The 21,766-nt window shown below is 57.3% G+C and carries 22 protein-coding genes; 5 read left to right on the top strand and 17 right to left on the bottom strand.

The window, feature by feature from the left end:
• Window positions 1–7: 7 nt before the first annotated feature.
• Window positions 8–1,681: a fused response regulator/phosphatase gene (locus tag C2U68_RS02790; RefSeq protein WP_140910984.1), complete on the bottom strand. Its 1,674-nt coding sequence runs from the start codon at window positions 1,679–1,681 to the stop codon at window positions 8–10.
• Window positions 1,682–1,803: 122 nt separating this feature from the next.
• On the opposite strand from C2U68_RS02790, the gene C2U68_RS02785 reads away from it, so the two are divergent.
• The gene (locus C2U68_RS02785; RefSeq protein WP_140910983.1) at window positions 1,804–2,169 is read left to right on the top strand and encodes a DUF6164 family protein; all 366 of its coding nucleotides are present in this window, start codon (window positions 1,804–1,806) and stop codon (window positions 2,167–2,169) included.
• Here C2U68_RS02785 and C2U68_RS02780 read toward each other — a convergent pair.
• The 11 genes from C2U68_RS02780 to C2U68_RS02730 all read right to left on the bottom strand — a co-directional run bounded on the left by C2U68_RS02780 (window position 2,166) and on the right by C2U68_RS02730 (window position 9,954).
• Window positions 2,166–2,405: a TIGR02647 family protein gene (locus C2U68_RS02780; protein ID WP_140910982.1), complete on the bottom strand. Its 240-nt coding sequence runs from the start codon at window positions 2,403–2,405 to the stop codon at window positions 2,166–2,168. The two genes, C2U68_RS02785 and C2U68_RS02780, sit on opposite strands and share 4 nt — an antisense overlap.
• A 25-nt stretch (window positions 2,406–2,430) precedes the next feature.
• Window positions 2,431–3,207: a DUF3530 family protein gene (locus C2U68_RS02775; protein ID WP_140910981.1), complete on the bottom strand. Its 777-nt coding sequence runs from the start codon at window positions 3,205–3,207 to the stop codon at window positions 2,431–2,433.
• 5 nt (window positions 3,208–3,212) lie between these two features.
• Window positions 3,213–4,286 (bottom strand): AI-2E family transporter, encoded by a 1,074-nt coding sequence (locus C2U68_RS02770; RefSeq protein ID WP_260839190.1) that lies wholly within the window; start codon window positions 4,284–4,286, stop codon window positions 3,213–3,215.
• 24 nt (window positions 4,287–4,310) lie between these two features.
• A complete protein-coding gene (locus C2U68_RS02765) occupies window positions 4,311–4,940 on the bottom strand; it encodes a DedA family protein (RefSeq protein WP_140910980.1) in 630 nt (209 codons plus the stop codon).
• Window positions 4,941–4,992: 52 nt separating this feature from the next.
• Entirely contained in the window at window positions 4,993–5,319 is a 327-nt protein-coding gene (locus C2U68_RS02760) for a cold shock domain-containing protein (protein WP_140910979.1), read from the bottom strand.
• 274 nt (window positions 5,320–5,593) lie between these two features.
• The gene (locus C2U68_RS02755; protein ID WP_140910978.1) at window positions 5,594–5,956 is read right to left on the bottom strand and encodes a hypothetical protein; all 363 of its coding nucleotides are present in this window, start codon (window positions 5,954–5,956) and stop codon (window positions 5,594–5,596) included.
• A 106-nt stretch (window positions 5,957–6,062) separates the two neighbouring features.
• Window positions 6,063–6,473 carry a ketosteroid isomerase-related protein gene (locus C2U68_RS02750; protein WP_140910977.1) on the bottom strand — a complete coding sequence of 137 codons (411 nt, stop codon included), beginning with the start codon at window positions 6,471–6,473 and terminating at the stop codon, window positions 6,063–6,065.
• 62 nt (window positions 6,474–6,535) lie between these two features.
• Window positions 6,536–7,072 carry a cob(I)yrinic acid a,c-diamide adenosyltransferase gene (cobO, locus tag C2U68_RS02745; RefSeq protein WP_140910976.1) on the bottom strand — a complete coding sequence of 179 codons (537 nt, stop codon included), beginning with the start codon at window positions 7,070–7,072 and terminating at the stop codon, window positions 6,536–6,538.
• Window positions 7,073–7,175: 103 nt separating this feature from the next.
• Window positions 7,176–7,442: a SemiSWEET transporter gene (locus tag C2U68_RS02740; RefSeq protein ID WP_140910975.1), complete on the bottom strand. Its 267-nt coding sequence runs from the start codon at window positions 7,440–7,442 to the stop codon at window positions 7,176–7,178.
• The gene (locus C2U68_RS02735; protein WP_140910974.1) at window positions 7,442–7,636 is read right to left on the bottom strand and encodes a hypothetical protein; all 195 of its coding nucleotides are present in this window, start codon (window positions 7,634–7,636) and stop codon (window positions 7,442–7,444) included. Before C2U68_RS02735 ends, C2U68_RS02740 begins: the two co-directional genes overlap by 1 nt.
• Before the next feature lie 5 nt (window positions 7,637–7,641).
• On the bottom strand, window positions 7,642–9,954 hold the full coding sequence (locus C2U68_RS02730) for a DNA translocase FtsK (RefSeq protein ID WP_140910973.1): 2,313 nt from the start codon (window positions 9,952–9,954) through the stop codon (window positions 7,642–7,644).
• 172 nt (window positions 9,955–10,126) lie between these two features.
• Here C2U68_RS02730 and trxB point away from each other — a divergent pair, with 172 nt between their 5' ends.
• Window positions 10,127–11,083, top strand: a complete 957-nt coding sequence (trxB, locus tag C2U68_RS02725) for a thioredoxin-disulfide reductase (RefSeq protein WP_140910972.1) — start codon at window positions 10,127–10,129, stop codon at window positions 11,081–11,083.
• Between the two features lie 161 nt (window positions 11,084–11,244).
• On the opposite strand, the gene C2U68_RS02720 is transcribed toward trxB, so the two are convergent.
• Window positions 11,245–11,817 (bottom strand): methyltransferase family protein, encoded by a 573-nt coding sequence (locus C2U68_RS02720; RefSeq protein WP_140910971.1) that lies wholly within the window; start codon window positions 11,815–11,817, stop codon window positions 11,245–11,247.
• Window positions 11,818–11,901: 84 nt separating this feature from the next.
• Between C2U68_RS02720 and C2U68_RS02715 the strand changes: the two genes are divergently transcribed.
• From C2U68_RS02715 to C2U68_RS21710, 3 genes are all read left to right on the top strand, one after another.
• Window positions 11,902–12,597 carry an ABC transporter ATP-binding protein gene (locus tag C2U68_RS02715; protein WP_140910970.1) on the top strand — a complete coding sequence of 232 codons (696 nt, stop codon included), beginning with the start codon at window positions 11,902–11,904 and terminating at the stop codon, window positions 12,595–12,597.
• Complete coding sequence (locus tag C2U68_RS02710; RefSeq protein ID WP_140910969.1) at window positions 12,594–15,005, top strand: ABC transporter permease; 2,412 nt, start codon at window positions 12,594–12,596, stop codon at window positions 15,003–15,005. Before C2U68_RS02715 ends, C2U68_RS02710 begins: the two co-directional genes overlap by 4 nt.
• A 267-nt stretch (window positions 15,006–15,272) precedes the next feature.
• Window positions 15,273–16,406 (top strand): methyl-accepting chemotaxis protein, encoded by a 1,134-nt coding sequence (locus C2U68_RS21710; RefSeq protein ID WP_140910968.1) that lies wholly within the window; start codon window positions 15,273–15,275, stop codon window positions 16,404–16,406.
• A 40-nt stretch (window positions 16,407–16,446) separates the two neighbouring features.
• Here the strand turns inward: C2U68_RS21710 and C2U68_RS02700 are convergent, their stop codons facing one another.
• The 4 genes from C2U68_RS02700 to C2U68_RS02685 form a co-directional block, all read right to left on the bottom strand.
• Entirely contained in the window at window positions 16,447–16,854 is a 408-nt protein-coding gene (locus C2U68_RS02700) for a hypothetical protein (protein WP_140910967.1), read from the bottom strand.
• Between the two features lie 93 nt (window positions 16,855–16,947).
• Window positions 16,948–18,450, bottom strand: a complete 1,503-nt coding sequence (locus C2U68_RS02695) for a phytoene desaturase family protein (RefSeq protein ID WP_140910966.1) — start codon at window positions 18,448–18,450, stop codon at window positions 16,948–16,950.
• 2 nt (window positions 18,451–18,452) lie between these two features.
• Window positions 18,453–20,042: an aldehyde dehydrogenase family protein gene (locus tag C2U68_RS02690; protein ID WP_140910965.1), complete on the bottom strand. Its 1,590-nt coding sequence runs from the start codon at window positions 20,040–20,042 to the stop codon at window positions 18,453–18,455.
• Between the two features lie 42 nt (window positions 20,043–20,084).
• Window positions 20,085–21,611, bottom strand: a complete 1,527-nt coding sequence (locus C2U68_RS02685; protein ID WP_140910964.1) for a phytoene desaturase family protein — start codon at window positions 21,609–21,611, stop codon at window positions 20,085–20,087.
• Between the last annotated feature and the right edge of the window lie 155 nt (window positions 21,612–21,766).

The following is a 21,766-nucleotide window of genomic DNA, read 5'->3' as shown; positions in this document are numbered from 1 at the left end:
GCCTTAGTCAGGCCTGCCAATCGAACGCAACTGTGACCCGGTTGCCGCGTCCGTGGTAGGTCACGCTGCTACAAAGTTTTTCCAGAAGTGCAATACCGCGTCCGCTATAGCCGGCATTGTGTTGTAAATCGGTGCGGTGGCGGCGCCAGTCGAATCCGCTGCCGCTGTCGGCGACCTTGACGATCAGCCGCCCGCCGGTCTCGGTGGGACGATGGGAGAAAAACAAACGGATTTTGCCGTCGCTCAGCGTTTGTAGGCGCTGTTGTTTCAATTCGTAAAACCGCAGGAAGCCTTCCGGGGTAGTTTTCTCGGCGGAATCCAACTTCAGCACGCCATGATCCAGGGCATTGGCGAACAATTCGGTCACGATCAGAAATATCGCTTGCCGATGGCGCTGCAGGCCTTGCAATTCAGTCAAGGTGTTTACGATCACCGGCACCGGGTTGGTACAACGCAGGCTGTCGATGTCGAATTCCATCATCTGTTTCCAGGTCATCGCCGCTAATTTATGCCCGGCGGCCTGGACCTGACTGCCGGCCCACGGCACGCTATCGACCGCGCAACGCAACACCACCATCGTGTTGTCGTCTTTGCGCTCGGCTCCGCCGGTATGTTCCGCCAGCCGGCGTTGTAATATGTCGAAGTCGCTGTCCCGGCTTTCCAGAATCGCCTGCAACACACGCTCGGCGCCGAACAACTCGTTGCTTGCATTCTCCGCCTCGAACACACCGTCGGTCAGCAAATACAAACTTTCATGCTCGCCGACGCGATGCAGTTGGACATCGGGCTCGATAACGGCCTGAATCCCCAGCGGAATATTGGAGGAGCGGATGGCCCGATAGCTTTTATCGACTCGATGGACCAGGTAGTGGTCCGGCAAACCGCAAGTAATGGTTTTTAACATCGAATCTTCGGGGTATAACGCCACCAGAGTCGCCGCCAAGAACCGGTTAGCCGGCAGCATCCGGTGAAGCTTGGTGTTGACCTCCACCACGATCTCGCTGATGTCGAAGCCTTTGCGGGTCATCCCGTAAAAGATGTCCGCCAGCGGCGTCGCCGCTATCGACGCCGCCAAGCCGTGGCCGGTAAAATCGCCCAGCAACAGGTGCAAATGGTTTTCCGGCGTTTTCGCCACCAATACCAAATCGCCGTTGAACAAGGCCATCGGCGACATCGACACACTAACCGCGTCGGTTTCCAGAAAATCGGCTTTCAGTACGCTGTTGAACAATTTGGCTGCAACCTCTTGCTCGAGATCGGACATCTGCCAATAGTCCAATAACCGGTTTTTCTGCTCCCGTTCGCGCCGGTACAATTCGCTCAAACGTAACGATGACCGAATCTTGAACAATAACAAACCGAAGTTTACCGGCCGACACAATACCGTATCGATATCAACCGTGGCGCAACGCTCCAACAAGTTATCGCTAATCGACTCGCTGATTAACACGATAGGCAAATAGTTGTCTGCAGCCTCGCGCACCTCCGCCAATGCCTGCCAATGCCAGTGGCGGCAAGCCACGATCACCAAATCGATCGGCTGCGATTCGACCAAGGCCAACACTTCCGCATCGCTGGTAGCCGGCTGACAAATGTAGCCTTGGCCGATGATCTGGCGCTCCAAGTGATCGACTTCGGCGTCGGGGCCGGCATCCCTGAAAAAGACAATTACTGTTTGCATGATTAGTGGCTATCGAACGGATGATTTGCGCTTACGCCAAGTGGCCGCGGCTATTGAGCGGCCGAGCGGCTAACGTGGGCTGCTGGCTTATAATAGTCCCTCCCAACTTAAACTCTGCGGTTATGGCGATATTATTTTTTTCGTTACGCGGCGTCCCGGCCGATGAAATCGAGGACGTCCGACAATTGCTGATCGATAACGACATCGACTTTTACGAGACCTCGGCCGGCACCTGGGGCACCTCGTTGCCGGCGATCTGGCTATACCGCGACCAGGATCGGCAACTCGCTGACGACTTGTTCGAACACTACCAAACCCAACGTGCGCTGACCCAACGTGCGCATTACCAGGCCCTGAAAAACAGCGGCGAAGCCGCCGGGTTCTGGCGCCACAATTTGGCCCGCCCGCTACGTTTCATCGCCTTGAGCGTTTTGGTAGCGCTGGTCGGCTTCATCTCGCTGATATGGCTGTTCGAATTGGGCCTTTAAGGCGCTGTTGCCAATACGGCCAAGGCCCGCTGGACATGTTCCGCAGCTTCTATGCCCAAATCGGTCAAATAGCCGCCGTCGGCCTGCGAAATCAACCCTTTGTCGAATAAGCGCCGGGCCGCTTCGATCAATGCCGGATCGGCATTGCCGTGCACCTTGACGCCTTCTTGTGCGCTGGCCAAATTGAACAGCGATAGAAACCGGATTTCCGCAACCAGTTCATCGTTAAATAGCATCGGCTTTCCCCTGTGGTGGTTATGATTATTTTTCGTTGGCCGTCAGTGTCAGCCAAGCGTAAACCCGCTTTATCAGCAGATTGTCGTCGTGTTGGTATGCGTGCCCTTCGCCTTCCATCCGGATTTGCCGGTACACCGGATTATCCTTTGCGGCCATGCGCCGTTGCCAGGCGCTATCGACCACCGCCGCGACGTCGAATTCGGCATAGACATCCAGAAACGGCAGGCCAATGTTTTTGATTTGCTCCAGGCTTTGCGCCTGCGGTAAACGATTATCGCCGAACGGCAGACTAATAGCCGCGAACGCCATGATACCGTCCGGTTTGGTGCTGAGCCGATAAAGCGCCATTGCCGCACCGACGCCGTAACCGACGACGGCGATGCGTTTGGCACCGCCTTGCTGCAAATAGGCCACCGCGGCATCGATGCGTGCCGCCGCGTCGTCGAACAGCACAATGTAATCGTCGAAACTCGCGCCGATTTCCTGCACCGGCATTTGTAATGAGAAGGTTGCCCAGCCGTGTTTCGGCAAGGCGGCGCGCAATCCGCGAATCACCGGACTTTGGTCCGGATGGCCGCCCATGTCGTGCAATACGATTACCGCGTTACGGTTGTCGGATTTTTCGGCATCGGTATAGAGCCCAAGAAAAGGCTGGCGCGGGCTCTGCAGCCAAACCACGCGTCCCGCGGCCAATTGCCGTTGAATTTGTTCGGCGTAATCCTGCTCGCGGCGCAGGTCGCCGGCAGCGGCCGGCAACGCCGCCGCCAAGCAGAATATCGCGAACGCCGGCCGGAAGCGCAAAGCGGCTAACCGTTGCTGTAGAAACCGCTAAAGGTATAGCGCTCGTGGATGTGGCGCAGCAACACCATCACCACCGATGCCACCGGCAAAGCCAGCAACACCCCCAAAAACCCGAACAAACGGCCGCCGGCCATCACCGCAAACATCACCGCGACCGGGTGCAGGCCGATCTTGTTACCGACCAGCCAAGGCGTCAGCAGCATGCCTTCGATGCTTTGGCCGACGGCGAACACGATCAGGACCGGAAGCAAATGCATTGCGTCCTGAAATTGCAGCAAAGCCGAAATGCAGGCAAACACGATGCCGGTAATCGCTCCCATATAGGGTACGAAACTGACCAACCCGGCCATCATGCCGATGACCAGGGCTAATTCCAAATCGACCAACCACAACCCAAAGCTATAGATGCCGCCCAAAGCCAGCATCACGTAAAACTGGCCGCGCATGAACGCTCCCAACACGTCGTCGGCTTCCGCGGCCAGTTTAGCCACGGTGCCGGCCGCGCGGCGCGGGAACAGGTCATGAATCCTTTTAACCAGTTCGTCCCAGTCGCGCAGCAAATAAAAGGTGATGACCGGAATCAAGACCAAGTTCATGACCCAACCGATCAGCACCGCGCCGGAATGCGACACCGATTCGAGCAGGTTTTCGCCGACGCCGCCATTTTGCCAGTGATTCCGGATCATATTCAGCAGTTGCTCTTCGCGCAGCGGGCGGATGCTGCGGCCGAAGTACTTCTGCAGATCGGGAATTACGGCTTTGTTGATCCAATTCAAATAGGACGGCAGTTTATCGATGAACTCGCCGATCTGGTATTCGAGCGCCGGAATAATCACGACCAGCAAGGCGGCGATGGTAAAAATGATGCCGGAAAACACCACGATCACCGCCAGGGTGCGATTGAGGCGCCAGCCGCGCAATTCCAGGGTTTCCAAACGATCGACCAAAGGATCGCCCAGATAAGCCAGAATCGCGGCGACCGCAAACGGCATCAATACCGGAGCCAGCAAATAGAGCAACCCGCCGAATCCAGCGACAAAGGCCAATAACAACCACTTCTGCGAATCGCTCATCTCCATACCGTTTCTCCGCTGAATTCAGTTTTAGGGCTGCTTACGCGCTTTCAAAAGTTCGACGGCGATAGGCGTGATCGACAACAGCACGATAGCCAGGATTGCCAGTTCGAAATTTTGTTTGATGAGCGGAATGTTGCCGAAAAAATAGCCGGCAAACACGCAAATCAAGACCCAGGCCAAGCCACCCACGACGTTGTAAAGGAAGAAATAACCGTACGGCATGCGGCCGATTCCGGCGACGAACGGGGCAAAGGTGCGGACGATCGGCACGAAACGCGCCAACACAATCGTCTTCGCGCCGTAAGTTTCGTAAAAGGTCTGCGCCCGCTCCAGATGTTGCCGATTGACCCAGCTCAACGAGTAAGCGCGTTTACCGACGCTACGCCCGATCCAATAATTCACCGTGTCACCCAGGACCGCGGCAACGCTCATGATGCCGAGCAGCATCGGCAGATTCAGCGCATCGACCGCGACAAAGGCTCCGGCGGCAAACAGCAGCGAATCGCCCGGCAGAAACGGCATCACCACGAAACCGGTTTCGACAAAGATCACAGCAAACAAGATCGCGTAGGTGACTGCACCGTATTCGCCGATCAATTCGGCCAGATGTTTATCAATGTGTAACAAAACGTCGAGCAGATAATGTAGCCAATCCATCTGTAATCCCTGGAATCCAGTAAATAGTGCGGTAATGCGCCGGCAGGCCGGGTTACCGGTAGAAATAGGCGGCGGCCGCGGCGCTGATCAACCCCAGCAACAACGCAACCAGCCAACGCCAGAATTTAACGGGCTTGGAAGGTGCGGCCTGATAGGCAACGCCTTCGATGCTGGCGTCAACCGCCTTCAATTTACCGTCGGCTTCGCGGGCCACGCGGTAAACGATCACATCGCCGCGTTGCGGCCGCCGCGCCATGCCTTTCAGCGAAGAAATATGAATAAAAATATCCTTATCGCCGCCATCCGGCTGAATAAAGCCAAAACCTCTATCGTCTTTCCAGGTTTTTAAAATACCTTTGTGGACGGTGTTATCCGCCATATCGATTCACCTCTTAAATTACGAACGGGACTACGTAAGAACTCGGCTGCAGCAGCAAGGATCAGGCTAACGTCGCCCGTATTTTGGACGAAATGCGCGACAATTCGGTTAATCCGGATCGCTCCGGCCGAATCCGCGGTACTGGAAAAAGGGCGAAAGGCTAGCAAATTAGCAGCTTGCAAGTTGTAAGACGGCCCCGCTTCGGCAAAAACCACGCGGAACCGGCCGATACGGAAACGGCGTTTACGCAAAAACGCATAAACGCCGTCCGCACTTAAATTTTCTTGTCGATCAGAACTTTATCGTCGATGATCAACTTCGATACGCCGCCCAGCGACAAATGCAGCGTGCAGGATGCGGTTTTAAAGTTGGAGCCCGGCTCGCCGACCCATTCCATCGTCACGTAAGTTGCTTTATCCGTGTCGGTTTTGGACGGGAAATACACCTGGGTGCCGGTTTTGTTTTGAATCAATTTCGGGCATTTTTGGTTGGCCATTTCCTGCATGGCCACCAAGGATCGGATCTGCGACGCGGCTTCCTTCTCTTCGTTGCTTTGCTCCTTGCTGGCGCCCACCAGAATGAAACCGACCACGAACACACCCACTACAGCGATCATCGCTTTTTGTATTTCGCCCATTGTTGCTCTCCTCTGTTTCTAGTTATTTTCAAAGCAAATCCGAAACCTTAAGTTCCGGATTCTAAGCTAAATGGCCGGTAGCGGCAATGCGCCGGTTACAGGGCGTTTAGGCCTGCGGATCGACTTGAGCAATCCAGTCGCCCAGATTGTAGTAATTGGTGATGCGGGCGACTTTACCGTCACGGATTTCGAAGAAGGCGCCGGCCGGCAGGCGGTAAGTCTGACCGTTGGCTTCCGGCAGACCTTCGTCGGTATTCAGATACTCACCCAAAACGACGAACTCGGCCGCGCCGCGGCTGCCGTCTGCGTTGGCCATCACCACCATGTCCACCAATTGCTCTTTGTAGTGGTGGTTCATTTTTTTCATGAATTCGCCGAACGCGGCCTTACCTTGTTCACGGCCGCCTTGATTGATATCGTGCACCACATCGTCGGTCAACAAGCTGAGGAAGGTCTCCATGTCGCCGTCGTTGAATGCTTGATAATACTTTTTGATCAATTCGATTGCTTGTTGCATAGTGGTCATAGCCTGGATTAAAAAAGGCGGCAATTTTGCCAGAAGCCCGGTTTTTTTTCAGCTTAAAATTCAACGCCCTGCTCGGCTTTGATTCCAGCCTGGAAAGCGTGTTTGACGCGGGTCATTTCGGTGACGGTGTCGGCGACTTCGATCACTTCCGGCGCCGCATTGCGCCCGGTCAGCACCAGATGCAGCCAACCGGGTTTATGCTGGCGGATGAAATCGGCGATTTCCTGGCCGCTGATCCAGCCGTAGCCGCAGCAGTAGTTGATTTCGTCCAACACGACCAGATCGAATTGTTCCGACTGGATCTTTTGTTTGGCAAACTCCCAAATCTCGCGGCTGGTCTTGATATCCTGCTCCGGATTTTTGGTATCCCAGGTAAAACCGTCGCCCAGGGCATGCCACTCGATCTCCTCGAAGCGGGTCGCCGCCTTCTGTTCGCCGGTTTGCCACTGGCCCTTGATGAACTGAATTACGCAGACCTTCATGCCCCAACCTGCGGCACGAAACACCATGCCGAACGCGCTGGAGGATTTGCCCTTGCCTTCGCCGGTATGTACCAATACCAGACCGTGTCGTTTTTCTCTTACTTTCATTGGCTGCAGCCTTTACCATCCGGACCGTTAAAAGGCCCGCATTGTAGCAAGTTATTGGCATAGCCACTGCTTTAAGCCGACTGCGGAGCGGCAAAACCCGGAGCTATTTACGCCACGAATTATGCAGCTTAACCGCCAGAATCGCCGCAGCCAGTAAAAAGGTTACGGCGTTGGCGACGATAATCGCCCAGTTCGCCAGAAACACGCCGTAAATCAGCCACAACAGTACGCCCAAGGTAAACAGGCTGTACATCCCCAAAGACAGCGACGAGGTATCGCGGGTTTTGACGGTCATCACCGCCTGCGGCAAAAACGAGGCGGTGGTCAAGGCCGCGGCAAGATAGCCTATCCAATCGGAATTCATAGTCATTAGATTGCGAAACGCTGCCAGCCCAGGTAGGCCAACACCGCTAATATCAATAAAGAAAAAGCCAAGCCCCAAAAATAACCGACGAACAGCATGGCTTTAACCGGCTTTTCAACCGGTTTGTTACGGCACAGCAGCCATCCGCCCAAGGCCGATACGGCAAGGATGGTCAGCAATGCGCCGATGGCGGGATTCATCGGCTTCAGCGTGGCGGCGGCGCCAGCACTTCGCGGGAGCCGTTAGTTTCCGGCGGACTGACCACGCCGGCGTTTTCCATGTCTTCGATAATCCGCGCCGCGCGGTTGTAACCGATTTTAAAGCGGCGCTGCACGCTGGAAATGGAAGCCTTGCGCGACTCGGTGACGAAGGCCACCGCTTCGTCGTACAACGGATCGGACTCGCTGTCTTCCCCGTCCAAGCCCGCCACTTCGCCGCTGTCGGTGCGCTCCTGGGTAATTTCGTCCAGGTAGTCGGTCGGTCCGGTTTTTTTCATGAACTCGACCACCCGATGCACTTCGTGATCGTCGACGAAGGCGCCGTGCGCCCGCAATGGAATGCTGGTACCGGACGGCAGGAACAACATGTCGCCGTTGCCCAAGAGAGCTTCGGCACCACCCTGGTCGATAATGGTCCGCGAGTCGATGCGCGAAGAAACCTGAAACGAAATCCGGGTCGGCACGTTAGCCTTGATCAAACCGGTCAAGACGTCCACCGACGGCCGCTGCGTCGCCAACACCAAATGGATGCCGGCGGCGCGGGCTTTTTGCGCCAAGCGCGCGATCAGCTCCTCCACCTTCTTGCCCACCACCATCATCATGTCGGCCAACTCGTCGATGACGATGACGATGCTGGGCAACGTGGTCAGATAGGGATAATCATCCAATGGAATCGGGGTTTGCGGATTGAACAACGGATCTCGGATCGGTTGGCCGGCGGCTTCGGCTTCCTTGATGGCATGGTTGTAACCCGCCAGATTGCGTACGCCGACTTTCGACATCAATTTGTAGCGCCGCTCCATTTCCGCCACCGCCCAACGCAAGGCGTTCTGGGCGTCCTTCATGTCGGTGACCACCGGCGTCAACAAATGCGGAATACCTTCGTACACCGACAACTCCAACATTTTTGGGTCGATCATGATCATCCGTACGTCTTCCGGCTTGGCTTTGTAAAGCAAGCTCAGAATCATGGTGTTGATCGCGACCGACTTACCGGAGCCGGTGGTACCGGCCACCAACGCATGCGGCATTTTCGCCAGATCGGCCACCACCGGGGTACCGGCGATGTCCTTGCCCATCGCGATGCTGAGTTTGGATTTGGCCCGCTCGAATTCGTCCGATACCAGCAGATCGCGCAACGAGACCATTTCCCGCTCCTGGTTCGGAATTTCCAAACCAATGACGGATTTGCCTTCGATGATTTCGACGATGCGCACGCTGGTCACCGACAAGCCGCGCGCCAAGTCCTTGGCCAGACTACTGATCCGGCTGACCTTGACACCGGCCGCCAGCCGCAATTCGAAACGGGTGATGACCGGACCCGGCAACACCGCTTCCACTTCGGCGGCAATACCGTAATCTTGCAACACGTCTTCAACCTGGCGCGAAATTTCTTCCAGCTCGGTTTTGGAATAGCGTTTGACCTTGATATCGCGTTTGTCCAGCAAGGACAACGGCGGCAAGGCGTTCAGGAACGCACTGTCGTCCATATTTTCCAAGACCTTGCTGTCTTTGCGCCGTAACGGTCTGACGGTTTCGGCTGGCTTGGCGGACACGGCTTCCACAACTTGAATTTGCGGCTTGGCGCGCGGCGCTTCGTCGGATCTGGATTCGGCTTTGGTTTCCGGTTTGCTCCGCACTTTTTTGGCTTCGGCCCGCACCGGCTTCTCGCTGCTGCGATAACGTTCGGCGCCGGTCACGGCCTGGCGACCGACCACGGAACACGCGCTCATCGCACACTTGCCGATCAAACTCATCACCATCAGCCAGGACAAGCCGGTGAACATGGTTACGCCGGTCATGAATATCGCCAGCAACAGCAAGGTCGAGCCGGAATTGCCCAACAGATGCACCAGCGCGTCGCCGATTTCCCGGCCCAAAATGCCGCCCGGACTCTCCGGCAGATCGACTTTGGTGCGCAGAAAATGCAGATGTAGGAACAAGATCGCCGAACCGGACACCACGGTCGCCAAAAAGCCGACCGAGCGCGCCGCGACCAGCCATTGGCTGGCCTGTTGTTGGTTCGGCCCCTGATAGACCATGTAACCGTACCAGAACAGCATGACCGGGATCAGGTAGGCCATCAAACCGAGAAAGCTCAACACGAAATCGGCCAGCCAGGCGCCGAACACGCCGCAGGCGTTGCTGATCGATTGGTAGGACGTGCTGTGGCTCCAACCCGGATCGTTGGAGTTAAAGGTCAATAAGGCAATCAAAAAGAACAGTGCAAAACAGGAACAGCCCAGCAATGCGATTTCGCGATATCCTCGCGTGTCTCTCTCTTCCACAACAGCAACCATGGGTGACGGCTCACGTTAAAAGCTTAACTAAAACCTGATTATAGATGATAAAAATCGATTTCACATTAGCTTGGCCGGCGCAGCCCGCAAAATCCCGGCATTCTGCCGGTTTAAACCGCGGGGGATTGCCCATATAATCGTTTCATACTAACCCCGCATGGAGATCGAGAAAATGGCTGCAGCCAAGCATTGCAAACTTTTAATCCTAGGTTCCGGCCCGGCCGGCTACACCGCAGCCGTTTACGCCGCGCGCGCCAACCTGAATCCGGTCATGATCACCGGCATGCAACAAGGCGGACAATTGACCACCACCACCGAAGTCGACAACTGGCCCGGCGACGTCGACGGCGTGCAAGGCCCGGAATTGATGGACCGGATGCTGCGCCATGCCGAGCGCTTCAACACCGAAGTGATCTTCGACCACATCCACACCACCGATTTGTCGCAAAAGCCGTTTACGCTGATCGGTGACGCCGGCGTTTACACCTGCGATGCGTTAATTATCGCCACCGGCGCCTCGGCCAAGTATTTGGGCCTGGAATCCGAAGAAGCCTTCAAAGGCAGAGGCGTATCGGCTTGCGCCACCTGTGACGGTTTTTTCTACCGCAACAAGCCGGTCGCCGTGATCGGCGGCGGCAATACCGCGGTCGAAGAAGCCTTGTACCTTGCCAATATCGCCTCGGAAGTCATCGTCGTCCATCGCCGCGATAAATTCCGTTCCGAGAAAATCCTGTCCGACAAATTGATCGAGAAATCAAAATCCGGCAACGTCCGCATCGAATGGAACCACGAGCTGGACGAAGTGTTGGGCGACGAGATGGGCGTCACCGGCCTGCGCATCAAAAGCACCCAGGACGGCGCGACCAAAGAACTGGACGTGCACGGCGTATTTATCGCCATCGGCCATACGCCGAACACCGATATTTTTGCCGGCCAACTGGAAATGGACCACGGCTACATCGTGGTTAAAAGCGGCATCCACGGTAACGCCACCGCCACCAGCGTACCGGGCGTCTTCGCCGCCGGCGACGTGATGGACTCGCATTACAAACAAGCCATCACCTCCGCCGGTGCCGGCTGCATGGCGGCATTGGACGCCGAAAAATATCTGGACGATTTGTTCGGTTAACTCGCCTTAGCGTTGCGGCAGCGAGCCGCAACGCTACCACTGGGTTTTCAAGTCGATTCGGCAACGATGCTCCGGCACAACCCCACCATTTCTGATGCCCGCAACATGACGTCTATAAATGCGGCTGAAAATATCCGGCCGATAAATACCGGGCGCATTCTTCAGTATATCCATGGCAGCAAGCGCCAACGACGGTTCCGATAGTCGCGGTAACAGTCGCCGAATTGTTGTTCCAGCATGCGTTCCTCAATCTCTATCCGGTGCGCCAGAGCCCAGCCCGAACACAGCAAAAGACTGAGCAGCGCCAGGCCATCGCCCATTGCCAATCCGGCGGCAGCCAACGCCATCAACAAGCCGGTATAGGCCGGATGCCGCAACAAACGATAGGGTCCGTCCTCGATCAAGCGATGCCCGTTCAAAATCGCCACATGGGTCGTAAAAAACCGGCCCAAACCGATCACCGCCGTATAACGCAGATACAAGCCACCGGCAAAAATTGCCAGAGCCAATATCTGCCGCGGCAGATAGGCCAGCGGAATCGGCAGCAACGCCAATTGTTTGCACAGCAGCGCCAATACCAGCCCGAGCGTGATGAACAACCATAGCCGGCCTTGCGAATGGTGCTCGTCGCAGGCGATTTCGCCATCCGCCGCCCGCTGCCGTCGAGCCAGACCGATCTCGGCGCCGACCCAAACCAGGCAAACCAAAAACCAAAAAATCCTCACCCATGTCATCGCTTGCCCTCCTCCGGCTAACGGCATAATCCTTTGCCTCGCGTCTCGTTACCTCGTGTAACATACCCCAATTTAGCGAGCGCCATGCAGCCCATTATCGAACTGAATCAGGTCTACAAGGATTACCCGCAAGCCGGCGGCCGGCAAACGGTATTGCACGGCATCGATTTGCGCATTGCCACCGGCGAATTCGTCGCGATTGTCGGCCCGTCCGGCAACGGTAAATCCACCCTATTGAACCTGATCGCCGGCATCGACCATCCCAGCCGCGGCGAAATCGTCGTCGCCGGCCACGCCCTGCAAAACCTCGGCAACGAACGCCTGGCAAGCTGGCGCGGCGAGCATGTCGGCATCGTGTTTCAGTTCTTCCAACTGCTACCGGCGCTGAGCCTGCTGCAAAACGTGATTCTGCCGATGGACTTTCTCGGCCGATTGAGCAAAACGCAACGCCGCGAGCGGGCGCTGCAATTACTGGACAGCGTGGGCTTGAGCGGCGCAGCCGACCGCCTGCCGAGCCAGGTATCCGGCGGCCAACAGCAACGGGCCGCCATCGCCCGCGCCCTGGCCAACGATCCGCCGTTGATCGTCGCCGACGAACCGACCGGCAATCTGGACAGCGCCAGCGCCGATGCCGTGTTCGATTTGTTCAGCCATCTGCGCGACCGCGGCAAAACCCTGCTGATGGTCACCCATAACGAGGCGCTGGCCGATGCCGCCAGCCGCAAACTGGAAATCCGCGACGGCCGGCTGCACGCCGATAGCCACTGGGAGCCGCGTTGAGCGCGCTGGCTTATAAATTCCGCGCCGATTTGTGGCGTCACAAAGGCCGCAGCCTATTGGCGGTCGCCAGCATCGCCATCGGCTTGTTCGGCGTCGGCACCATATTCGGCATGATCGATTTGTTGCTGGCGAAAATGGATGCCGCCCACCGCTTATCGCAGCCTTCGCACCTGAATCTGATATTACGTAGCGATGCCGATCCCGGCGTGTTACAGCAAATCGCGGCACTACCCGATGTTGCCGGGATCGAAGCGCTGAACCAATTGAATTTGCGGTTCCGGCCAACGCCGGAAAGCGCCTGGCAGAACGGCAGCCTGATCATCCGCAGCGATTACACCCGCCAGCTTTACGACAAGTCCGCTTTGGTCGCCGGCAACTGGCCCGTATCGGGCAAGCTCGCTATCGAAAACCTGTCGGCACAAAACAGCGGCCTCGGCCTTGGCGGCAACGTACAATTACAAACCGAACGTGGGGTGCTCAGCTTCCCGCTGGACGGCATCGTCCGCCATCCCTTCGTCAAACCGCCCAAATTCGGCGGCCAGGCCGTATTCTTCGGCTCGGTCGCGGATGCAAAACTATTCGGACTAGCCCCTCACGGTTTTCGCCAACTACTGATACGGATTCGGCAACCTTACAGCGAGGACAAGGCCCGTGCCGCCGCCGTCCAGATCCGCACCCTGCTCGCCGAACACGGCGTCGCCGCCAACGCTACATTACTGCAAGACCCGGACCGGCATTGGGGTCGGCCATTTCTGGCCGGTATCAACGGTGTGTTGGAAATCATGGCCTTGGCCGCGTTGGCACTGTCCGCCAGCCTGATCGTCAACACCGTCTCGGCCCATATCGCCCAACAAACCAGCCAGATCGGCGTGATGAAGGCGATCGGCGGCAGCCATCTCGCCGTCGCCGGTTTGTACCTGAGCGAAACCCTGTTGCTGGCGTTTGTGTCCATCCTGGTCGCCGCGCCGCCGGCGGCACTGGCCGCTGATCTGGGCTCGTGCCGGCTGCTGGCTATTTTCAATATCGACTGCGGCGGATTCGAACTCCCCTACCGTGCGCTGGCGTATCTGGTGGCCGGCGGTTTGCTGGTGCCGCTGCTGGCCGCAGCCGGGCCAGTATGGCGCGGAGCGACGATCACCGTACGCGATGCGATTGCCAGCTACGGCCTGGGCGCGGATTTCGGCAACGCCCGAATCGACCGCTGGCTACAAGGTTTGGCGGGCCGCTGGTTGCCTACCGTTTACGCCGCCGCGCTCGGCAATCTGTTCCGCCGCAAAACCCGACTGTTGTTGACCCAAATCGTCTTGGTCGTGGCCGGCGCGGCGTTTTTGAGCCTGACCAGTCTGATCGCCTCGGTCAACCTGACCTTGGACAACGAAATGGCCCGCAGCCGCTATTCCTTGAAATTGGGCTTCGTCAACGACCAACCCAAGCCAATGCTGCAAGAAGCGATCAAAGCCGCCGATCCGGACTGCACGATCGAAACTTGGCGCCGCCTGCCACTGGAACTCGGCCACGACCGCGGCATGTTCCGCCAAAAAGGCAGTATGGGCCTGCAATTGCTTGCACTACCGGCCGCTAGCGAAAACTACCGCCCCCGGATCGAGAGCGGCCGCTGGCTGCAGGCCGACGACGCCGGCCGGGCCGTACTGGTGCTGAATGCCGAAACAGCGGCCTTGAACGGCATCCAACCAGGCGACACCGTCGAAGCGACGATCGGCAGACATCGCCAAACTTGGCAAGTCGTGGGTTTGTATCGCTGGCTGGCCGGCAGCCAATATGCCGTGGAACCGGTCTACGCGCCGCTGGAGACCGTCGAAAAATCGGTTGGCGACGGTTCCGCATCGTTGGCGCTGGTGTCTGCACCCGTCGGGACGCGGGAGGAGGAATCCGGCCGCTTGCGCCTGCTCAGCGAAATGTTGCAGCAGCGCGGCGTCGTACTGGATATTTACAACACTCATGGCCGGCAGGAACAACGTGAATTCGCCCGCCACCAATTTCAACCCGTAATCGGTGCATTATCCGGCTTGGCGGCGATGCTGGCCGCGGTCGGCGGTATCGGCCTTTCCGGCGCGTTGGCCATCGGCGTGTTGCAACGCAGCCGGGAAATCGGCGTGTTGAGAGCGATCGGCGCGCCGTCGCCGACCTTGTTCCGGCTGTTCATGCTGGAAGGTCTGTTCCACGCCATTCTGGCTTGGCTGATCAGCTTGCCGCTCGGCTACTGGGCTGGCGAACCACTTGCCAAACAACTTGGCGAAACCATGCTCGGCGTCAGCCTGGACTATCAATTCGCTGCGGCGGCGGCTTGGTCATGGCTGGGCTTGATCCTGCTATTGGCTGCGGTGGCCTCTTATTTCCCGGCTCGGAAAGCAGCCACAATGGCAATCCACGACTGTTTGTCGCATTAAAAGCCGCCTTGGCGCCGAATCAGCTCGCATTTAACCGCATATTAGAATAAATTAAATCACTTGACCGAAGTCACTAAGCCGAATCGATTTACACCGGCCAGCGCAAGCGAAAAATCAAGCTAAACCCTAATCTGCTAGCCTTTAACCGATAGCTGGTGCAGAAAACGGCAGAGCGGACCATACTGGTTACGGCACCCTGCCCGATCCGTAGGATTGAATAGAACCCGTTTTTAAAAACATCACCTCGTTACCACCCACTTCCGAACTATGTTTTCCATATTTACCCGCAAACGCGAAATCGAAGAGTTGCAGCAACACCTGGCCAAAGCCAATCAACGTGTCGAGCGACAGGATAACGAGCTCGAACAACTGCGTCGGCGTTTACAAGCGGCCGACAATACCAACGCCGAACTGGAACAGCAGTTGCGCAGCCAGGCCGGTACGGTGCGGCATCTGCAAAACTTCGGCCAATCTTTAATCACGATGCAAGGCAGTTTGCTGACGCTGGCAAACCGCCTGCGCGACGAGAAAGACAATGCCGTCGAAGCGCAAGGCATCTCCCTGAACAGCAGCAACGCCATCGAGCGCATTTCCAAAAACCTGGCCAATCTGGCCGACGCCTCCAGCACTGCCGCAAAGCAAGCCGGGTCGCTGGATCAGAGCTCGCGGGAAATCATCGGCGTCGTCAAGTTGATCCACGATATCGCCGATCAAACCAATTTGCTGGCGTTAAACGCGTCGATCGAATCGGCCCGTGCCGGCGAACAGGGGCGCGGTTTTGCCGTCGTCGCCGACGAGGTGCGGACCCTGGCGCAAAGAACCGCCGAGGCCACCAATAAAATCGCCAAACTCGCCGAATCGATCCGGATTGCCAGCGGCGGCACCCGCGACCAGATGAACTCGCTGGCGGAACAGTCGCTCAGCTTCAGCGAAGACGGCCAGCGCGCCACCGGCACGATGCGCGAGCTGCTCGATTTTTCGGTAACGATGGAACAAGTGGTGGCCGCGTCGTCGTTACGCAGTTTTTGCGAGCTGGCAAAACTGGACCATCTGATTTACAAGTTCGAGCTGTACAAAGTGCTGTTCCATTTATCGCAAAAATCGGTGCACGATTTTGCGCAACACACCGAATGCCGCTTGGGCAAATGGTATTACCAGGGCGAGGGCAAGGCCTGTTTTTCGCAATTACCCGGTTACCACGACATCGAGCAACCGCATATTTCGGTGCACGCCAGTGCCATCAACGCACTAAAAGCGCATGCTGCCGGCGATAACGAAACCATGCTGCGCGAGGTCGGGAATATGGAAGACGCCAGCCTGCAAGTGCTGGCAAATTTGGAAAAGATGGCACATAGCGCGGAGCTGAACAGCAATTTGCTGTGTCAGGCCAAACACGCCTGATCGTGCCGGTCCCGCCCCGCTACGGAGCTTGAGCCAGCGGTTATACCACTGGCTCGGGAGCGAAAAAAATATTCGATAAATCGATAAAAATTTCGATGCGGTCGCCGCGCCGACGTTCCTGCCGTCTTTGCTCGCTTGCTACCTGAGCGTTGGCGCTGCGTCGGCGATCGTTCAAATAATCCCGGAAGTTATAGGGTCTTACCTGGATTTCACTACCGTTGAAGGGCTTACCGTTCAGTCGTTCGATGACCTTTAAGCCGAACTGTTCCGAGTTGATCATGGTCAAGCCATGGTATTCCAGCGCGTTAGTCCGTTTGTCCCGAATCACCATGACTTCGGCTTTCAACACCTCGCCGCTGTCCGCTTCACCGCCAACGGCCGAGGCTATCAGGCTGTACAATTCGTTGGGTCGGGAGTTAACCGGAATATCCTTGAAAAATAAGATCATAAAATTGCTCGAAACATTAACGGCAGGCTCTAATGCTCTCCGGCTCGACGTCGAACCCGGCCGAACCGGAAATCATTTTAGTCCGTAGCCGGGCTAACGCAACACGCCCATATCCGCCAAGATTTTGTCCCGCACCAATTGCCCCGACAACGTCACCATCGGCATGCCGCCACCCGGATTGACGCTGCCGCCGACGAAATACAAATTCGGCAACTGGCCGCTGCGTTGCGGCGCTTTGAAGCCCAGATTTTTGTTGCGGTCGGCCACGACGCCGTAGATGGAGCCCAGATTCGAGTAATAGCGGGCCTCAATATCCAGCGGCGTCCAGTATTCTTCGGTGACGATGTGCCGGCGCAGATCGGTCAGTCCCATCCGTTCCAGCTTCAGCAATACCCGTTCGCGTAGAGCCAAGTAATCCTCGGCGCTTAACGGTTTCTCCGGGTCCAAATGCGGAATGTGCGGCAGAATCTTGATGATTTCGCAACCGGCCGGGGCCTGCGCCGGGTCGGTTTTGCAGGGTGCGACCAAGTAGATGGTGGGGTCGTCGGATAATCGGTGGCTGTGAAACACCGCGTCGAAATGCGCCCGCGAATCGGCGGAATAAAAGAAATTGTGGTGGGCCAATTGCGGATAAATCCGGTCCACGCCCAGGTGCAATACCAGTCCGGAACAGCTCGGTTCGAAGCGCTGCATTGGTTTCAGCTCGGCCGGGGTGCTGTTTAGCAACTTCTGCATCGCCGGGATCACTTCCATGTTCGAAACCACGATGTCGGCCGGCAACCGTTCGCCATCGGCCAGACGCACGCCGGTCGCCCGGCCGTTTTGGCGTTCGATTTCGGTGACTTCGACATTCACGCGTATCGTCACGCCCAGTTCCAACGCCAGTCGTTCCATGGCCTGGGCCAGACCGTACATACCGCCTTTGACGTACCACAAGCCGTAGCCGTACTGGATATAAGGCATCAGATTCATCAGGGCCGGCGCGTCGTAGGGCGAGGAACCGACGTACTTGATGAAATAATTCAGAATGTCGACCAGTTTCGGATCCGAGACGAAACGGCGGACCCCTTGGTTCATGGTGCGGAATACGTCGAATTTCAAACTGCGTAGCGGGCCGTAGAATTTCAGCAGCTCCCAAAATCCGTCCAGGCCTTTGGCGAAATAACCGGCTTCGGTTTCTTGGGTGAGTTCTTGCGAATACGCCATGAAACGCTGAAATTCTTGGTAGACCTGCGGACCGAGCTTGTCCAGTTCCCGGCGCTGGTGGTCCGGGTCTTCGCACAAGTCGACGACGGTGCCGTCTTCGAAGAAATTGCGCCAGTGCGGTTCGACTTTTTCGATAGCGACATAATCGGCCATGCGTTTGCCGGCCCGCTCGAACAAGGCTTCGAACACGTGCGGCATGGTCAGGATCGATGGCCCCAAATCGAAGGTAAATCCGGCCTGGGTCATGATATTGAGTTTGCCGCCGACCTTGTCGTTCTTTTCCAGCAACTCGACCTGAAAGCCTTCGCTGGCTAACGAGATTGCCGCAGACAAACCGCCGAGGCCGGCGCCGATCACCACGACTTTTTGATTCCCAAGGTTTTGCTTCATCACTATTTCCTATGCCAAGACAGCAGTAATTTCAGGTTGTGCCAGCGCTGGACCAGATCGAACGCCGAATACTCGCGAAACGCCTGCAAGGCCGGCCAATTGCGTTTTATGCGTTGCCGCAGCGAACCGCCGCCGTGGACGAAATCGAGGTAGCCTTGCAACGCCCGGTAATGTTGCGCCGAATACGGAAACCAGTTGGGTTCCTTCGGCAAATGGCTGCGACTGGTCAACCCCGACACCGGGTAGCTGAACGCCAGCAGGCCTTCCGCACCGTGGTAACGGCCGAAACCGCTACGTTTGACGCCGCCGAACGGCAAGCCGGCATGGCCGATATTCTTGATCACGTCGTTGACCGCCCAGTTGCCGACTTGCAGTTGCTGAGCCACCCGTTCGGCTTTAGCGATATCGCGGCTCCAGACCGAGGCATTCAAACCAAACTCGCTGTCGTTGGCTAGCGCTACCGCATCGGCTTCGCTGTCGAATGCCATCACCGGCAGCAAGGGGCCGAAACTCTCTTCCCGCATCACGCGCATGCCGTGGTGCACATTCCACAACACCAGCGGCCGGACGAAGTTGCCGTCGCAAACCAACGGCCCGGAAGCTACAGCGCCTTGCGCCAGTGCGTCGTCGTAGTGCGCCTTGATCAGTTCGATTTGCCGGCCGGAAACCATCGCCCCCAACTCGACATCGGCACCGGTACCGACCCGCAGTTGTTTGCTGGCGTCGAGCAAGCGCTGCAGAAATTGGTCGTGGCACTGGCGTTGCAGGTACAGGCGTTCCACCGAGACGCAAACCTGACCGCTGTTGCTGAACGCGCCGTAAACCGCGGCAGCGGCGGCCCGATCCAAATCGGCGTCAGCGAACACCAACATCGCGTCCTTGCCGCCCAATTCCAGCAAGACCGGAATCGGATGCTGCGCCGCCTGGCGCATCACCGCCTGCCCACCCGCCAAACTGCCGGTGAAAAACACCAGATCCGGGCCGGCGTCGATCAATTGGGCGCCGACCGAACCATCACCAGGCAACCATTGCACCAAATCCGGCGGCAAATCCAGACGTTGGAACAAATCGACAATCAGTTGGCCGACCGGTAGGCTGAGTTCCGAAGGTTTCAAAATCACGGCATTGCCGGCGAACAAGGCAGTCAACAGCGGCGCCACCGACAATTGAAACGGGTAATTCCACGGCGAAATCACCGCGGCGACGCCGACAGGCCGGTAACAGACCTTGGCAGTGGCGCCGGGAAAAGCGAATGGCGACGTCGCCACGCCGCGTTCGGCCAAAATATCCGGCGCGTGTTTACGGTAATACGCCAGCAAATCCAGCAGCGGATAGATCTCGCCGAGCAAGGCTTCGCAAGCCACCTTGCCGGAGGTCAGCCGCAGGCAATCGACGATGGCGTCGAGTTCGGCCAGGAGCAGTTCTCCGAATTTCGCCAGAATCCGGCAGCGTTGCTTGACCGGCGTTTCGCTCCAAATACTGGCCGCGGCACGGGCGCGCTGCAGGGTCCGGCGGATGTCGTCCTCGGTGGCGACCGGGTATTCGCCGAGCAAGCGGCCGTCCAAGGGCGAAAAAGCCTGTAACGTCGCCACGGCTAGCAAAACCGGTCAGTAAACAAACCTGGCACCCTGCTGTTACGACTTCAGCCAGCGGCTGTGCTGGATCTCGGCAAACGCGGCACCGTGCTTGCGGGAAATCATGTTCGCGGAGATGCGCGCCGATTCGTAAATCGTCGGCAAGCCGCTGCCGGGATGGGTGCCGCCGCCGACCAGGTAGCAATTATCCAGCTCTTCGAAGCGGTTATGCGGCCGCCAGTACAGCATCTGGCTGAATTTATGCGCCAGACTGAAGGTGGCGCCTTTGTAGACGTATTCGTCCCGCTCCCAGCCGCCCGGCGTGATGATTTTTTCGCATTCGATATGGTCGCGAATGTCGGCCAGACCCAAGCGCGCGCCCAGGCTATCCAGTACTTGTTCGCGCACCGTCTGGCAATGGGCTTCCCAATCCAGCCCGCTGTCGTTGTTCGGCATCGGCGCCAACACGTACAGCGCCGATTTTCCGGCCGGGGCGAGACTCGGATCGTTGACGGAGGCGTTTTGCACGTAGAACGACAAATCCGCACTCAAGGTCTTATTGGCGAAAATATTGTCGATGTTGGTCCGGTAGTCCTTGGCGAAGACGATGGTGTGATGCGGCAAGTCGTAACGTTTATCCAGCCCCAGGTAAAGCATGAAAGTGGAGCAGGAGTAATCGAGCTTTTGCAATTTCTCCGGCGCGTATTTTTTCAGGCTGCCGGCCGGCGCCAGCCGGCTCATGGCGTGGGCGAAATCGGCATTCACCACCGTTTCGTCGCCGCGCACCTGGCTGCCGTCGTCCAGGATCACGCCCTTAACGGCACCGTCTTCGACCCATAACGACTTGACGCCGGTCGAGGTATGAATTTCGCCGCCGTTTTCGGTGACGACTTGCGCCATCGCCGCGGCGATGCGGTTCAAGCCGCCGGCCACGTGGTAGATACCGTATTCGTGTTCCAGATAAGGCAACATGGTGAACAGTGCCGGACATTCCCACGGCGACATGCCCAGATATTTGGACTGGAAACAAAAAGCCAGCCGCATTTTTTCCTGCGTGAAATAACGGCCCAGATTGGCGAACACGCTTTTCGGGAACGCCAGCCACGGCAACGCCTTGATCAAATCCGCCGATAAAAACGAACTCAGGTTCGAATAGTCGCGGGTGATACAAGGGTAAAGCGCGTTGAAGCGTTTGCGCTCGAGTTGCAAGAACGCTTCGTAACCGGCCGTACCTTCGTCGAACACCCGGTTCAACTCGGCCCGCATGTTTTCCCGGTCGGAATACACTTCGATCTGACGGTCGTCGTACACCAGTCGGTACATCGGCGACAGCGGTAGAAACTCCAGGTAATCCTCACTCCGCCGTCCGCACAATTCGAACATTTCGTCCAACACGCCTTTCATCAACAAAAAGGTAGGACCGGTATCGAAGGTAAAACCGTCGAGGCGAATCGGCCGATTGCGGCCGCCCACTTCCGGATGCTTGTCGTAAATCGAGACTTTGAAACCGCGCTGGCTCAGGATCATGCCTGCGCACAAGCCTCCCGGACCGGCGCCGACGATGATGATGTGTTTGGATTGGCTCATGTTCAGACTGGGGATTGCTATCGATTTCCTTGAAATATGCCGGTAATGTATCAGCAAAAATCGAAAAAGCGATTTTTGATCGGCCTGGCGCAATCAAAACAAGCTTGCGGTTCGCTCCGGGAACACGGGAATAGCGGGGATTTTTCGGGGGCGGC

This window comes from Methylomonas koyamae (assembly GCF_006483455.1).
In the GTDB taxonomy this organism is placed as follows: domain Bacteria; phylum Pseudomonadota; class Gammaproteobacteria; order Methylococcales; family Methylomonadaceae; genus Methylomonas; species Methylomonas koyamae_B.
This window is presented reverse-complemented; position numbering and strand designations above follow the sequence as displayed.